The 12,547-nt window shown below is 69.8% G+C and carries 12 protein-coding genes; 10 read left to right on the top strand and 2 right to left on the bottom strand.

Going from position 1 to position 12,547, the window contains the following annotated elements:
* Nucleotides 1-54: 54 nt before the first annotated feature.
* From TBIF_RS10435 to TBIF_RS10415, 5 genes are all read left to right on the top strand, one after another.
* On the top strand, nucleotides 55-1,077 hold the full coding sequence (locus TBIF_RS10435; protein WP_024794753.1) for a MadB family AAA-type ATPase: 1,023 nt from the start codon (nucleotides 55-57) through the stop codon (nucleotides 1,075-1,077).
* Between the two features lie 2 nt (nucleotides 1,078-1,079).
* Nucleotides 1,080-2,618 carry a MadC family VWA domain-containing protein gene (madC, locus tag TBIF_RS10430; RefSeq protein ID WP_024794752.1) on the top strand — a complete coding sequence of 513 codons (1,539 nt, stop codon included), beginning with the start codon at nucleotides 1,080-1,082 and terminating at the stop codon, nucleotides 2,616-2,618.
* Between the two features lie 158 nt (nucleotides 2,619-2,776).
* Entirely contained in the window at nucleotides 2,777-3,967 is a 1,191-nt protein-coding gene (locus TBIF_RS10425; RefSeq protein ID WP_038170706.1) for an iron-containing alcohol dehydrogenase, read from the top strand.
* Nucleotides 3,964-5,334, top strand: a complete 1,371-nt coding sequence (locus TBIF_RS10420; RefSeq protein WP_024794750.1) for a MadS family sensor histidine kinase — start codon at nucleotides 3,964-3,966, stop codon at nucleotides 5,332-5,334. Before TBIF_RS10425 ends, TBIF_RS10420 begins: the two co-directional genes overlap by 4 nt.
* Nucleotides 5,331-5,978 carry a MadR family response regulator transcription factor gene (locus tag TBIF_RS10415; protein WP_024794749.1) on the top strand — a complete coding sequence of 216 codons (648 nt, stop codon included), beginning with the start codon at nucleotides 5,331-5,333 and terminating at the stop codon, nucleotides 5,976-5,978. The genes TBIF_RS10420 and TBIF_RS10415 overlap by 4 nt, the downstream gene beginning before the upstream one ends.
* A gap of 91 nt (nucleotides 5,979-6,069) precedes the next feature.
* On the opposite strand, the gene mftM is transcribed toward TBIF_RS10415, so the two are convergent.
* Together mftM and mftR are read right to left on the bottom strand one after the other, a co-directional pair.
* A complete protein-coding gene (gene mftM, locus TBIF_RS23400; protein ID WP_024794748.1) occupies nucleotides 6,070-6,960 on the bottom strand; it encodes a mycofactocin oligosaccharide methyltransferase MftM in 891 nt (296 codons plus the stop codon).
* A 125-nt stretch (nucleotides 6,961-7,085) separates the two neighbouring features.
* Nucleotides 7,086-7,694 (bottom strand): mycofactocin system transcriptional regulator MftR, encoded by a 609-nt coding sequence (gene mftR, locus TBIF_RS10405; protein ID WP_024794747.1) that lies wholly within the window; start codon nucleotides 7,692-7,694, stop codon nucleotides 7,086-7,088.
* A gap of 110 nt (nucleotides 7,695-7,804) precedes the next feature.
* On the opposite strand from mftR, the gene mftA reads away from it, so the two are divergent.
* Genes mftA through TBIF_RS10380 form a run of 5 tightly spaced genes read left to right on the top strand, consistent with a single transcriptional unit; the run spans nucleotide 7,805 to nucleotide 12,537 of the window.
* Nucleotides 7,805-7,909 (top strand): mycofactocin precursor MftA, encoded by a 105-nt coding sequence (mftA, locus tag TBIF_RS24925; RefSeq protein WP_038170680.1) that lies wholly within the window; start codon nucleotides 7,805-7,807, stop codon nucleotides 7,907-7,909.
* Between the two features lies 1 nt (nucleotide 7,910).
* Nucleotides 7,911-8,207: a mycofactocin biosynthesis chaperone MftB gene (mftB, locus tag TBIF_RS10395; RefSeq protein WP_024794746.1), complete on the top strand. Its 297-nt coding sequence runs from the start codon at nucleotides 7,911-7,913 to the stop codon at nucleotides 8,205-8,207.
* Nucleotides 8,208-8,239: 32 nt separating this feature from the next.
* Nucleotides 8,240-9,472: a mycofactocin radical SAM maturase gene (gene mftC, locus TBIF_RS10390; RefSeq protein WP_024794745.1), complete on the top strand. Its 1,233-nt coding sequence runs from the start codon at nucleotides 8,240-8,242 to the stop codon at nucleotides 9,470-9,472.
* Nucleotides 9,473-9,523: 51 nt separating this feature from the next.
* A complete protein-coding gene (mftD, locus tag TBIF_RS10385) occupies nucleotides 9,524-10,699 on the top strand; it encodes a pre-mycofactocin synthase MftD (protein WP_024794744.1) in 1,176 nt (391 codons plus the stop codon).
* Nucleotides 10,696-12,537, top strand: coding sequence for a mycofactocin system FadH/OYE family oxidoreductase 1 (locus TBIF_RS10380; protein WP_024794743.1), 1,842 nt, complete (start codon nucleotides 10,696-10,698; stop codon nucleotides 12,535-12,537). Before mftD ends, TBIF_RS10380 begins: the two co-directional genes overlap by 4 nt.
* Nucleotides 12,538-12,547: the final 10 nt, after the last annotated feature.

Here is a 12,547-nt window from a genome sequence, read left to right as displayed (position 1 = left end):
CCAGGACTGCCCCGGCCACACCCGCACCCCGAACACCCCAGAGGAGTTCCAGTCATGACCAGCACTTTTGCTGACGCTGACGAGTTGTTGGCCGCGCTCCGCGAGCTCGACTACATCGCCGACGACGACCTGGCCACTGTCGTGTACCTCGCCACCGCGCTCGACCGGCCACTGCTGCTGGAGGGGCCCGCCGGCGTTGGTAAGACCGAGCTGGCGAAGGCCCTCGCGCAGGCCAGCGGCCGCCGGCTCGTCCGCCTGCAGTGCTACGAGGGCCTCGACGACAACCGCGCCCTCTACGAGTGGGACTATGCCAAGCAGCTGCTGCACGTGCAGATGCTCCGCGACCGCATCACCGAGACGACGGCGCACATCACCGACATCGACGAGGCGTCGCGCTACCTCGCCGGCCGCGACTTCGGCCTGTACTCCGAGGCTTTCCTGTCCGTGCGCCCGCTGCTGGAGTCCGTGCTCTCCCCGGATCCCGTCGTCCTGCTCGTCGACGAGGTCGACCGCACCGAGGAGTCGATGGAGGCGCTGCTGCTCGAGGTGCTCGCCGAGAAGCAGGTGACCATCCCGGAGATCGGCACGTTCACCGCGCGGTCGATGCCGTGGGTCCTGTTGACCTCCAACGACACCCGTGAGCTCTCGCCCGCGCTCAAACGCCGCTGCCTGCACTTCCACCTGGGCTACCCGAGCGCCGAGCGGGAGCGGGAGATCGTCACGGCTCGCGCGCCCGAGGTGGAGCCGGGGCTGGCCGGCGACGTCGTGGAGCTGGCCCGGCGCCTCCGCCAGCTGCCGCTGCGCAAGAGCCCGTCGATCTCCGAGGTCATCGACGCGGCCCGCGCTGCCGCCGTCATCCAGGGCGACGACCCGGCACTGGCTGCGCGTACGCACCGGTTCCTGATGGCGGCGCTGCTGAAATACACCAGCGACGTCGACCTTGCGGTCGCAGCGCTGGCCGACACGGTGTCGGAACCTGTTGTCCCCTCGCCGGTTCCGGAGCGGGTCAGCGTTGCCGAGCGGCCGGCGAACACCTCCGCGAGCGTGTTCAACAGCCGCGGCAAGGGCAGGGGCTAGCGATGGCCGCGCCCGCCCCAGACCGTCTGCGTGTGGACCGCCCGGCCCGACTGCTCGACGTGCTCGCCGCGATTTTCGGCGGCCTACTGCGCCGGGCCGGAGTCGCCGCGTCGCCCGCGGAGGTGATCGAGATCCGCCGGGTGCTGGCTCTGCTGGGTGCCCGCGAGAGGGAGACCCTGCGCTCGGCGCTGCGCGCGACGTGCGTGAAGTACGCGCATGAGAACCTCGGCTTCGACGCGGCCTTCGATGCGCTCTTCAACCCGTCGCCCCCGGCCGCGCCCCGGGACGAGCGGATCGCGCAGTGGGCCCCCAATGCGGAGGGGCTGCCGACGGGGTTGGAGATCGAGGAGGATCCGGAGGCGGCCGGCCGCTACGCCGGTTATGACGAGCGGTTCGCGGAGGTAGGCGACGAGCTCGACCTGCCCGACGCCGAGGGCGGCTTCAACCCCCACCGCGACGATGACGACGTGAGCTTGACCGGCGCGCAACACGAGTTGTCCGTCTCCGCGGAGGCGGACCAGGGCCGGCGCGGCGTCACGTACACGGTGGAGGTGGATCGGGCCTCCACGACCACCGTCGGTGCGCTGTCCGATGGCAGTGGCGCGGTCGCCGTCGGGACTCTGAACTGGGACGATCCCGAATCGATCCTGGCCTGGCTCGACGCGTACGACGCCAGCCAGGTGTACGGCGGCGACGCCGACGACCTGGGCCCGCTGACCGAGGCGCAGCTGCAGCGGCTCTCCGAGGCGATCGAGTCTTTCGTTGCGGCACTGGCCGCGCGTAGCGAGCTCGCGGCCGAGGCTCCAGAGTTGGCGGGCGGAGCCCTTGAGCAAGACCCGCACGCGCAGGTGGAGCTGGCGTGTCACGAGATCTTGCGGCGGATGCGGGGCGCGCCGCGGCCCCGGCCACGTGAGTATGGACGCGGCGGGCTGGACATGCGCCGGACAGTGCGGGCCAGCCTGCGGACGGAGGGCGTGCCGTTCCGGCTCATCACCCGCACTCCGGTGCCGGACCGGGTGCGGCTGCTGATCCTCGCCGACGTGTCGCTGTCTGTCCGCCCGATCACCGCGTTCTCGCTGCGTCTGGCCCAGGCCATGCACCGGCGCGCGCACCGCTGCCAGGTGCTCGCATTCACCGACCGGCCGGTGGACGTGACCGAGGTGCTGCTACGTGGCGGGGGGGACGATGCCCTGGCCCGGGTCCTCGCAGACGAGCGAATCGACCTCGAGGCCAGCAGCGACTACGGCCGCGTGCTCGACGAGATGCTCTCCAGCCAAGCCGGGGCTCTGAATAAGCGCACGGCCGTGCTGATCGTGGGGGACGGGCGCAGCAACGGTTTGCCGCCGAAGGCCGACCAGCTCGCGGCCCTGCGACGGCGCGTCCACCGGCTGGCGTGGATCACGCCGGAGCCCAGGAAATACTGGGCGCAGGCCACCTGCGCGATGGACGAGTACGCCGATGTCTGCGACCGCGTGGTTTCCGCCCGCGACCCCGAGCAGCTGCTGGCGCGGGCGGGGGAACTGGGGCACGCCCTGTCCTGAAGGCGCCTGCCCGATCGGGCAGGTCCCGTCCCGTCCACACGACGGTTGGCGGGGCATGCGCCGCTGCCTACGCTGGGCTTGCGAGGGTAATCTGGCTCACAGCGGCTCGATTCACAGCGGGTGGGAGGCGGATGATGCACACGGACCACGCGGCGGTGATGCTCGGGACCGGCACTCGGGTCAGCGATCCCGCGTCGAGGCGACGGGTGCTGAAGTTCCAGGCGCCGGAGATCGTGTTCGGGGAGCACTCGATGATCGAGGCTGCCTACTCGGTGGGCCGGCTCGGCGGGCGTCGGCCGCTGCTGGTGACCGACGCAGGATTGCTGTCGACCCCCTGGGTAGACGAGCTGGCGGGCCATCTGCGCTCGCAGGGCTTGGCCCCACACATCTGGAGCGGGCTCACGCCGAACCCGAAGGACCATGAGGTGGCGGCTGGGCACCGGGCATATCGCGAGAACGGCTGCGATGTGCTTATCGCGCTCGGCGGTGGCTCGGTGATCGACGCGGCGAAGGGCATCGCGATCCTGGCGGCGAACGGCGGGGACATCCTGGACTACGAGGGCATCGATCGCGCGGACCTGCCGATCCCGCCGCTGGTGGTCCTCCCATCGACCGCCGGATCCGGCGCAGACGTGTCACAGTTCTGCGTCGTCACCGACACCGCGCGCCGTACCAAGATCACGATCATCGGCCGCTCGCTCGTGCCGGACGTGACGGTGGTCGACCCGCGGCTGCTCACCACCATGCCGACCGAGTTGGCTGCCGCGACCGGCCTAGACGCGTTGACCCACGGCATCGAGGCCTTTGTGTCCTTGGGGCACAACGAGTTGACCGACCACCATGCTCTGCGGTCGGTGGCGCTGGTGACGCGGAATCTGCTACGCACCATGGAGGAGCCCGCGTCGATACTCCACCGGACCGCGATGGCACAGGCCGCGCTGGAGGCGGGCATGGCGTTCAGCAATGCGATCCTCGGCGCCGCGCATGCGATGAGCCACCAGGTCGGCGGAATGCTCGACCTGCCGCACGGGGTCGTCAACGGCGTCCTGCTGCCGCATGTCGTCCGCTTCAACGCGGTTGTGGACCCGGAATCCTTTGTGCCCGTGGCGGTCGCGATGGACCTGCCCGAGCAGACGGCGGCCCCGGTGGAGGCCGCGGCGGCGGTGGCCCGGCGCATCGAGCGACTGTGCGCGGACGTAGGCATCCCGAGTGGGCTCGCCGCGCTCGGCGTTCTGGACGCCGACGTGCCGCGGCTGGCGGCGGGCGCTCTGCAGGACGCGTGCATGTCCACCAACCCGCGTGCGGCGGACGCCGCCGAGATCGAGGCCTTGTTCCGGGCGGCGATGTGAACGAGGCGGGGGCCCGGCCCGATCTGGACCGCCTGACCGGCGTCCGCTCAGGCAAGGGCACTTTCTACCCCGAATACCGCGGGGCCGCAGAGCGTTTGGAGCGGGTGGTCGGGGCGCTCGACGCGATCTCCAAGGCGCTCGTGCGCACGGTCGAGGGCTCCGAGACGCTGGTGCGCGCGGTGGCCGAGGCCGCGCGGCTGCATCTGAGTGCGGACTGGGTGCTGTTCGCGCTCGCCGACGGCGCGCTGGCGGAGGCGCAGCCGCGGCACCTGATCCTGGATGCGGACGGCAACGCGTTCGCCTTCGAGGGCCTGGTCGGCGGCCACTCGCCCACAGACGCCCCCTCGATGGTGCTGAATCGGCTCAACGATGTGCTGCGCGGGGAATTCGAGGCGTACTCCGCCCCCGTCATCGACGCTCATCACGCCCACGTGCCTATCGAGCTGGAGGGCGGGGTGGTCGGTGCGTTCGCTGCGTGGACCCCGCCGCACCGGCCGCTCGACGCCACCGACGGCGCCGTGATGCGGATCCTCGCCAGCCAGACGGCGGTGGCTCTGCAGAACTCGGCGCTGTTCCAGCGCAGCCAGCGGCTGCTGGACCAGGCGGAGGCGTCCTATCAGGCGGCCGCGGCGCAGGCCGTGGAGCTAGCCGCGCGCAACGCGGAACTGCTTGCCACGCAACGGGAGCTGGGCCTGGCGCACCAGCACAAAATTTTGGACGACGAGCGGCACCGCATCGCGCGTGAGCTGCATGACAGCGTCACCCAATGTGTCCTGTCGGCGGGCATGCAGATCGAGGTGTGCCGCAGCGCGATCCCGGAGGGCGAGCGAGCCGAGCGGCTGGACCTGGCCAAGAACCTCACCCGCTCCGCGGTGGAGCAGCTGCGCTCGGCGATCTACGCCCTCAGCCGCGAAGACGACCCGTCCGAGGCGGACCTCGTGGAGCTGCTGCGCCAACTCTGCACCGCGCACATGCCGGGAGACCTCCGGGTGGAGTTCCGGGCTGAGGGCGCACCGGTGGAGCTGCCGGCGGCGATCGAGCACGCGCTGCTGCGGATCGCGGGGGAGGCGCTGTTCAACACCGCGATGCACGCCGGCGCCACCCGCGCGATTGTGCGCCTGGGCTACCGCGTCGGCGCGGTGACGCTCGCCGTGTCGGACGACGGCCGGGGAGATCCGTCCGCGTTGCGGACGATGCTCCGGGTCTCGCAGGCGAGCGACCTGGATGGCCACCATCGGGGGCTGGCGAACATGCAGGCGCGCGCTCGCGAGTTAGGCGGGACGCTGCAGGTGGCCCGCGCCCGGCTCGGCGGGATTCGGGTCGCGGCCCGCATACCCCTAGAAACTGACACGGAGGGCACAACATGAGCGAGCAGAAGCCGGTGCGGCTGGTGCTGATCGACGACCACGCGATCCTGCGGCAGGGCTTGCGCGCTGTGCTCGACCGCGAGCAGGACCTGCTGGTGGTGGGGGAGGCTGCGACGGCGGTGGAGGCCCGCGAGGTCGTGGCGGCCACCGCGCCTGATGTCGCCATCGTGGACCTGAAGCTCTCGGCCGGCTCCGAACTGGAGGGCCTCGCCCTGTGCGGCAATCTGTCCGCGAACCATCCGAAGGTGGGGCTGCTGGTGCTCACGACCTTCTTGGAGGAGGAGATCGTGGTCCAAGCCATGCACGCCGGCGCGCGTGGCTATGTGGTCAAGGACGTCGACACGACCGAGCTGGTGCGGGCGATTCGGGCGGTGGCCCAGGGCGAGAGCGCCTTCGACGCGCGTAGTGCCGCGGTGGTGGTGCGCTCGCTCAGCGGCCGCAGCGAGCCGCGTGAGACGCTGACCGACCGGGAGATGGAGGTGCTGCGGCTCCTCGCCGCGGGCCAGTCCAACATCAAGATTGGCGAGACGCTGTTCATCTCCGCGACCACGGCCAAGTTCCACGTCAGCAATATCATGCGGAAATTGCAGGTCAACCGTCGTGCGGAGGCTGTATATGCGGCCAGCAAGCGGGGGATGATCTAGCGCCGACCACCTCGGGCGGCGTCCGCTGGCCCCGCGCTCCAGCCTGCTGCGATGAGTGAGTGTCCGGAGTGGGTCGGGTTCCTAGAGCGGGTCAGCCGCGCTGATCGATCACCAGCCAGCCCCCGTGGTGCTCGGACACGTTGTAGTCCAGCCCCGTTCGCGCACCCAAGGCATGGAGCCGCTCGACGTCGTAGGCCTGCAGGTGGCCGAAGCAGGCGCGGGGGCGCGGCTCGAAGGGCACCGCGATGATGACGCGTCGGCGCGCGAGTCGCAGCGCCTCGGCGATCACGGTCCACGCTTTCTGCGGCGGGAGGTGCTCGAGCAGGTGCAGCAAGGTGACGGTGTCGAAGGACCGGTCTGGCCGCGGCACGTCGGCCGCGTCGCAGTGCAGGGTGTGCAGCGGACGCTCCAGCTGCGTGGCCATCGCGCCGAGCAGCTCCACGGTCCCGCTGGTGATGTCCGCGGCGGTGACTGACAGGCCGGTAGCCGCCATGCGCAGTGGGAAAAAGCCGAAGCAGGAGCCGAGGTCTAGGAGCTCGTCGCCGCTGACGAGCCGGGCCGCGCGCTGGTGCACGGGGGCAAACGACGCCCGCCCGGACTCGAGTGCGGCAATAGTGTTGCGATAGAACGGTATCCACGGCCGCGCCGCGGCGGTCGGGATCGAGTGGATGAGGCCCAGCAGGACGGCCTCGAACTCGCGGGGGCCGCGGATCAGGCCTGCCACGTCGAGCTCCGCCGCCACCAGCTCGCCCAGCTCATTGGACAGCTCGTCCTCATCGAATCGGTGCAGCACCGATAGCCCATGGCGGGTGCGGCACGCCTGGAACCGCGCGGTCTCCACCCGCTCCAGTGCCCGGGCCCAGTCCTCGCGAAACCGTCGCGCGCCGGTCGAGGCCGCATGGCAGACATGGATGCCGTTGCGGTGCCAATGGGTGGTGTGGCTGTGGATGGTGGTGGCGGTCCGGTCGAGCGTCGCGGTCATGGCAGGTCCTTAGTGCGGCGGGATTTCTCCCGTCAAACACTAGGACGCAGATCACATTTCCGGTCCCGCCGTCGGGGCGAGATCGGCAGGCGAATGGTGAGTCCTGGACCTGCCCGAACAGGCAGCTACCTCCCGAGCCCGCCGAGCCCCGACTGCAGGGAATCCGCACCCTCGGCGAGGAGTCTTTGCAGGTCGAGGCTGTCGTCGGACAACCAATGCTCATAGGCCGAGAGGGCGACACCCAGTAGCATCCACGCCACCGTCTGCGGCAGATGGTCTGCCGGGCCGCACTTCAGCTTCGACGCGACATACACGGCGACCGCGTGCCGCCAGCCGGTGTACATGAGCATCGAGTACGCCTGCAGTGACGGTGCGCCGAGGATCAGGGACATCCGCTGCCGATGGGTGTCGGACTCCTCGTCGGGGAAGGTGTTGAACTCCAACAGGACTCGCCGAAGGCCCTCGGCGATGGTCAACTCCGCCGGCAGTGCCTCCAGGCCGGCGCGCATCTGCGCCAGGTGCACGTCGAAGTCGCCCCATGGCACCGCGTTCTTGGATGGGAAGTACCGGAAGAAGGTGCGACGCGCGATGTTTGCCGCCTCGGCGATCTCGTCGACGCTCGTCTGATCGAACCCCTTCGCCGCGAACAGGTCGATGCCCACCGCGCTGATCTCGGCGGCGCTGGTGGACGGGCGGCGACCTACCCGAACGGCGGGCTTTTTGACACGTGGCATCCGATTTGCCTCCTTCCTGTTTGATTATGCACTCAATGCCATTACAGTGATGACTCATGTCACAACCGCACCGAGGATGTGGCACTGAATATCCCGAAACGGAGGTACCGATGTCTGATCGTTCCGCAGCCCCGGCCGTAGCCGTGGACACCGGCATTGTCGAAGAATCGCTGATCGAAGAGGTCTCGATCGACGGCATGTGCGGGGTTTACTGAGATGAGTGACGTCGCCCCCGGGTTCGAGCTCGAGCCCGGGTGGCGGCTGCACCCCAAGGTGGAGCTGCGCCCCGAGCCGTTCGGCGCTCTGCTCTACCACTTTGGCACCAGGAAGCTCTCGTTCCTGAAGAACCGGACCATCGTGGGGATCGTGCAGTCGCTGCCCGACCATCCGAATATTCGAGCCGCGATCGACGCGGCAGGCATCGACGAAGCGTCGGAGCCTATGTATCTGCGCGCACTGGAAACCCTCGTGCAGTCCAACATGCTCGTGCGTTCCGGCCAGTCCGCCGCGTAGCAGTTCCCGCCTAGCAGCCTCGGAGAATCCCCATGACCTCAACACTCTCGCGCCCGGCCCCCGTCGGTCGTCTTGTCGACCAGTTCGAGAAGGGCCTCGACGCGCCCATCTGTCTGACCTGGGAGCTGACCTACGCCTGCAACCTGTCCTGTGTGCACTGCCTCTCGTCCTCGGGCCGGCGCAACCCCGATGAGCTCAGCACCGAGCAGTGCAAGGCCGTCATCGACGAGCTGCAGCGCATGCAGGTGTTCTACGTCAACATCGGCGGCGGCGAGCCGACCGTTCGCTCCGACTTCTGGGAGCTCGTCGACTACGCCACCGATCACCAGGTGGGCGTGAAGTTCTCCACCAACGGCGTCAAGATCGACCAGAAGGTCGCCGAGCGGCTCGCCGCGTCGGATTACGTCGATGTGCAGATCTCCATTGACGGCGCCACCGCCGAGGTCAACGACGAGGTGCGCGGCAAGGGCTCGTTCGACATGGCCACCCGCGCACTGCAGCACCTCAAGGACGCCGGCTTCAAGGACGCGAAGATCTCCGTCGTCGTCACCCGCCACAACGTGAGCCAGCTCGACGAGTTCAAGGCGCTCGCGGACAAGTACGGTGCCACGCTGCGCATCACCCGCCTGCGTCCCTCTGGCCGTGGCGCGGACGTGTGGGACGACCTGCACCCGACGCAGGAGCAGCAGCGCGAGCTCTACGACTGGCTCGTCGCGAACGGCGAGGGCATCCTCACCGGCGACTCGTTCTTCCACTTGAGCGCGTTCGGCGAGGCCAGCGGCGGCGGCGCGCTACCCGGCCTCAACCTCTGTGGCGCGGGCCGCGTCGTATGCCTGATCGACCCGCTCGGCGACGTCTACGCCTGCCCGTTCGCCATCCACGAGGAGTTCCTGGCTGGCAACGTGCTGCGCGACGGCGGCTTCAAGCAGGTCTGGCAGACCTCGGATCTGTTCCTGGAGCTGCGCGAGCCACAGTCCGCTGGCGCGTGCGCGTCGTGCGACTTCTTCGACTCCTGCCGCGGCGGCTGCATGGCGGCTAAGTTCTTCACCGGCCTGCCCATGGACGGCCCGGACCCCGAGTGCGTGCAGGGCTACGGCGAGCAGCTCCTGGCGGACCGCGACAACGGCGTGCTGCCCAAGTCCAGCGTCGATCAATCGCGCACCGGCAACCGCCGCAAGGCGCTCCCGTCGATCCCGTTGACGGTGCTGGTCACCCAGCCGCCGTCACGCGCGTGCGACGAGAACCCCCTCGCGGGCATGCGGTAACACCCTCACCCCGGAATAGCCCCTACCCGTTCAGAGATTGAGAAGACACTGATGGCGAAGAACGCCTGGTTTGAAACCGTTGCCGAAGCACAGCGGCGTGCGAAGAAGCGCCTGCCCAAGCCGGTCTACATGGCGCTGGTCGCCGGTTCCGAAAAGGGCCTTACGGTCGATGACAATGTCGCGGCCTTCAGCGAGCTCGGGTTCGCCCCGCACGTCGCGGGGCTGAAGGACAACCGCGAGCTCGCGACCGAGGTCATGGGCCAGCCCATCTCGATGCCGGTCCTGATCTCGCCCACCGGCGTGCAGGCCGTGCACCCCGACGGCGAGGTGGCCGTCGCCCGCGCCGCCGCCGCCCGCGGCGTCGCGATGGGGCTGAGCTCCTTCGCGTCGAAGTCCATCGAGGAGGTTGCCGCGGCGAACCCGCAGACCTTCTTCCAGATGTACTGGGTGGGCGACCGCGACACCCTCGTCCAGCGCATGGAGCGGGCCCGCGCGGCCGGCGCCACCGGCCTGATCATGACCCTGGACTGGTCCTTCTCGATGGGCCGCGACTGGGGCAGCCCCGCCATCCCCGAGAAGATGAGCCTCAAGGCGATGTGGGACAACGCGCCGAGCGCGATCACCAAGCCGGGCTGGCTTCTGGACTTCGCCAAGGCCGGCAAAATCCCGGACCTCACCACGCCGAACCTGATCAAGCCCGGCCAGCCCGCGCCCACGTTCTTCGGCGCGTACGGCGAGTGGATGGGCACCCCGCTGCCCACGTGGGAGGACGTCGCCTGGCTGCGCGAGCAGTGGGGCGGGCCGTTCATGCTCAAGGGCGTCATGCGCGTCGACGACGCCAAGCGCGCCGTCGACGCCGGTTGCTCCGCCATCTCCGTGTCCAACCACGGCGGCAACAACCTCGACGGCACCCCCGCGCCGATCCGCGCGCTGCCCTCGATCGCCAAGGCCGTCGGCGACGACGTCGAGGTCCTCCTCGACGGCGGCATCCGCCGTGGCTCCGACGTCGTCAAGGCCGTGGCCCTCGGCGCGAAGGCCGTCATGATCGGCCGCGGCTACCTGTGGGGCCTCGCGGCCAACGGGCAGGCTGGCGTCGAGAACGTGCTGGACATCCTGCGCAGCGGCATCGACTCCGCCGTGCTGGGCCTGGGCCACTCGACGATCGCGGACCTGAGCCCGGCCGACCTGGTTATCCCCGACGGCTTCGAGCGCGTCCTCGGCGCCTGAGAACAGTGCTGACCGGTAGTTTCACGATTGCCGGTCACACGGCGCCATCAAGAGTGATGTTCGGCCCACACGAGACCAATCTCTGTGTGGGCCGAGCCCTTTCACCCGCCCACGTCGACTACTACGCCGCTCGGGCACGCGGCGGCGCGGGCGTCATCGTCACCGAGGTCGCGTCGGTCCACCCCAGCGACTGGCCCTATGAGCGCGCACCGCTCGCCGCAGACTGTTTTCTGGGTTGGCAGGCTATTGTCGCGGCCTGCCGCCCGCACGGCGCAATCCTGTTGGCCGGCCTCGGCCACACCGGCCTCCAAGGCTCCAGTGCCTACAGCCAGTCGGTGCTGTGGGGCCCGGCGAGTGTGCCCGACCCCGCCACCCGCGAGTTGCCGATGGTGATGGGGCCCGCCGAGGTTGAGGCGCTGGTAGGTGGTTTCGCGGCGGCCGCCCGTCTGGCCGCCGACTCCGGCATGGCCGGCGTTGAGATCGACGTGGGCCCGAGATCACTGCTGCGGCAATTCCTCTCGGACCTGACCAACACGCCCGCCGACCCGGGCCCGTTGCTGGCGGTCCTGCGGGCGGTGCGGGCCGTGCTCGGCGGCGGGATCCTGGCGCTGCGCCTGACCTGCGACGAAATGGCCTCCTGGGGCGGGATCACCCCCTCCTCGGCGGCCGAGACCATCCGTCTAGTTGCGCCGCTGGTCGACCTGCTGACCGTCGTGCGAGGTGGCCTGATGAGCGTGGACGACTACCGTCCCGGGATGGCCGCCGAGCCCGGATTCAACCGTGACCTCTGCCGGCAGCTGCGGATCGCGGCGGACGGCGTCCCCGTGGTGTTGCAGGGCAGCATTGTCGACCCCGCGATGGCGGCGGCCGCGCTGGCCGCCGGCACCGCGGACCTCGTGGAGATGACGCGGGCCCAGATCGCGGAGCCGGATCTTGTCGCCGTCCTGCGCAGCGGATCTCGGGCGCCCAGGCCGTGCCTGCTGTGCAACCAGGCGTGCCTGGTGCGGGACGTGCGCAATCCGCTGGTCGACTGTGTCGTCAACCCCCGAGTGCGGGCGGTGGTCGGCACGGCGGCCCAGGAGGTTCTCGTGATCGGCGCCGGTGTCGCCGGCCTCGAAGCCGCGCGCGTCCTGGCTGCGGGCGGGGTTCAGGTGACGGTTCTGGAGCGGCAGGACCGAGTCGGTGGAATGCTGCTGACCGCCGCGGCCTCCCGCCCGCGCCTGGCCCTGCTACCGGACTGGCTGCTGGCACGGTGCCGAGACCTCGGCGTGCGAATCGAACTCGGAGTTCTCGACTCGGCCCAGCGTGCCAAGAACTTCGACGGCCCCGTGATCTGGGCGACCGGAAGCACCGCGCGGCCGGTGGGCTTCCCCTGCGACAGCGTGCTGACCGCGGCCGAGGTGCTGGCCGGTGCGCCGTTGCCCTCGGGGCCCGTGCTGGTGAATGATCCCATCGGTGGCCCAGAGGGCGTGGCAGTCGCCGAGTGGCTCAAAGCCCAGGACCGCGAAGTCGCCATCGTCACTCCGGATCCCGTTGTCGGCGTAGGCCTTGCGCGAGCGGGGGATCTGGTGGGGGCCAACGTGCGACTGCAGCGGGCCGGCATCACCAGGCACGTCTACGCGGAACTGCGGTCGGTGACGGGCGGGTTTGCGGTGATCGAGGATCGGCATACCAAGGCGGTGACCACGGTGAGCTGCGCGGTGGTCGTGGACTGCACGCCGGGCTTGCCCCTCGAGGTCTCTGCTGGCCAGAACCGGGTGGGAGACTGTGTGGCGCCGCGAACCGCATTGGAGGCCGTGCGAGAGGGCCGGCAGGCCGCGGCTGCGGTGCTGGGATGACTCGGCGACG

The organism is Tomitella biformata AHU 1821 (assembly GCF_000524475.1).
Taxonomy (GTDB): Bacteria; Actinomycetota; Actinomycetes; order Mycobacteriales; family Mycobacteriaceae; genus Tomitella; species Tomitella biformata.
Note: the sequence above shows the minus strand (reverse complement) of the source record. Positions and strands in the feature narration are given on the sequence as shown.